The organism is Luteibacter sp. P4_E6, assembly GCF_056401535.1.
In genome coordinates this window covers 1-2,184 of record NZ_JBFUJE010000606.1, presented here as the reverse complement: position 1 = coordinate 2,184, position 2,184 = coordinate 1, and the positions used below count along the sequence as shown (strand labels likewise).

General features: G+C 59.6%; 1 protein-coding gene and 1 pseudogene. Both read right to left on the bottom strand.

The genetic code is table 11. The features are described 5' to 3' along the window. On the bottom strand, nucleotides 1-1,682 hold a 1,682-nt coding region (locus AC1DT2_RS21380), incomplete at its 3' end, for a UvrD-helicase domain-containing protein (RefSeq protein ID WP_477298587.1). After that, nucleotides 1,675-2,184: pseudogene (locus AC1DT2_RS21375) on the bottom strand (ATP-dependent endonuclease); the annotation flags it as partial. The pseudogene AC1DT2_RS21375 and the gene AC1DT2_RS21380, both read right to left, overlap by 8 nt.

Here is a 2,184-nt window from a genome sequence, read left to right as displayed (position 1 = left end):
CCGCTCAACAGCTGCGTGAAAAGGACGGCGAGACGAGTCTTCGGTCGCGAGCATGCCACGTAGAACAGATTGCGGTTGTTCTCGAAGGCATCGGTCTTATCGAGCGGCACGCCCGCTTGGAACCACTCCAACATTTGGCCAAAGTTGTACTTATTCCAGCCTCTGCCAACGACCACGAGTACGTTTTCGAACTCCGCGCCCTTTACCCCGTGTTTGGTAGCGAAAGGCGTGTGTCCATCGATGAACTGATCAAGGGCCATCAATTCGGCGTACGGCACTTGGCGCAATTTGCGTAGTTGACTGACCCGGCGTGGTTCACCGTCAACCGGTTGCACCCCGATGTGGGCCAGTTGCCGCTCGACTTCCTCGACCGGCTCAGGCAATCGCATTGGTGGAGTTGCGGCTACGAAGTCCACGACATCACCGATCGTTCCGTGCTCGCGACGCGCGATCAATGCCTCCATGGCTTGGGACCATGCGATCTTGTCCGCGTGCCGCCGTACCTTGGGAGTCGACGCGCCTAAACTCTCGAACATTGCACCATATCGCCTGGCGGAAAATGCGGCGCACGCTGGTTCCAGCTGATCAGTCAGAAACTTAATATGCGGATCTTCTTTCTTCAACCAGGGATCGTTGAATTGCCCGAATATGGGAGGAATGCTCGCGTAACCTTGTTCGCGTGCCAGCACGCCGTGGGTCAGCATGAGAATTTTGGTGTTGGCCACGGACAGGTCCCAGCCGTCTGCTGTAAGCATGTTCTTCACTAAACTCAAGTAGGCATTGGCCGCCTCAGGGCTGGTGTCACCCGTCCAGTGCCCTCCCCCCTGCCCGGTGCGCCGCACCCCGGTCCAGCGGTTGGTGTGGAATACCCGCGCCTGACCGGGCAGCATCGGATCGCTTACAAGCTGCGCGAGCGCTGGTCGCATATGATTAAGGACATCAACGATCGCCCTCACGGAGCGAAAGTTGGCGTTTTTGTCGATCACGACGAGTGCGGGATGGTCAACCAGGCCGCACCCTTCGCCATAGATTTTCTGCCAATGGTCGCCGAACAGGCCCAGTTGAGGACCCGAAGCTGTGTCGAGGAACCAAGCCTTGATAGCGCCGATGAAGGCTGCGTCAGTGTCCTGATACTCGTCGATTAGAAGAATCGGATAACGGGCGGTGAGTACGGCACGAAATTTCGAATAGGTGAGCATTTTGACCATCAAGGCCAAGACGTCGTCGTGACGCAGGGTGACCTCGTCTTCCCTAACCCCTGGGTACCCCAGCTCGTAATGAACGCGGCGAGTACCGATGGCGCCAACCGGTTCCAGGCGCTCGGCCCAGCCCTCGAGTTCTGGCACCAGGCTGCGGAGTGTCATCTGGAAGTCCTGCAGGATTGACCAGCAGAATCCGTGTATCGTCTCCGCACGGACGACGGGATGCGCCTTGGTCCGCGAGATGATCTCGTCTTTGGCGACATTGGTGTACGTGATGCAACCAACTTGCTGGCCGCGACGCAGTAATTCCACGCCACGCTGATCGATCAGACGTCGGAGCGCCTTGTCGAGCGAATACGTTTTTCCTGCGCCCGCACCGGCCTCGAGCCTGAAGCTGCGACCTTGGTCAAGGCAGTCGAACATGCGTTCCAGGGCAATTCGGCCGGCCGCATCCGCCGGCGTCTCGGCAACCTCAGGCATGGTTGGCGTCCCCTGCCACAGGCGCGACGTGAGGAACAGCGGCCGCCGGTGTGCCGCCCCCGACCGGGGCCGGCTTTTCCGCTAGCCAGCGCAGACCTTCGGCAATATAACGCGGCACCTGCCAGTCCAGAAGGTCGATCGCGTGCGTTAGCGCAAAGGCGGATTTCTTTTGCTCACTCGCCAGTTGATAGGCCGCTTTAGCGCGATCCGCTCCGTCCAACGGGAAGTGCGCGGGATTGGCTAGAATGAACGCATCCTCAAAGCTCCGGCCACACGGATCGCCATTCGCTTCAGGTACCTGATAAGCCACCCGCCGCAGGTCCAGTATCTTGTCCGCCGGCGCCTTGGCAATGAGCTCTTGCGGCGTGACGTCGTCACCAAACCACGCCTTTAGACACCCGTTACTGGTGAAGGTGCCCGTCGCCACGGGTGTAGCCACGCGCTTGCCCTGCGGATTAGGTGTCACGCTGTCGATGTCCGTGATGATCAACGTTCGCAGCTC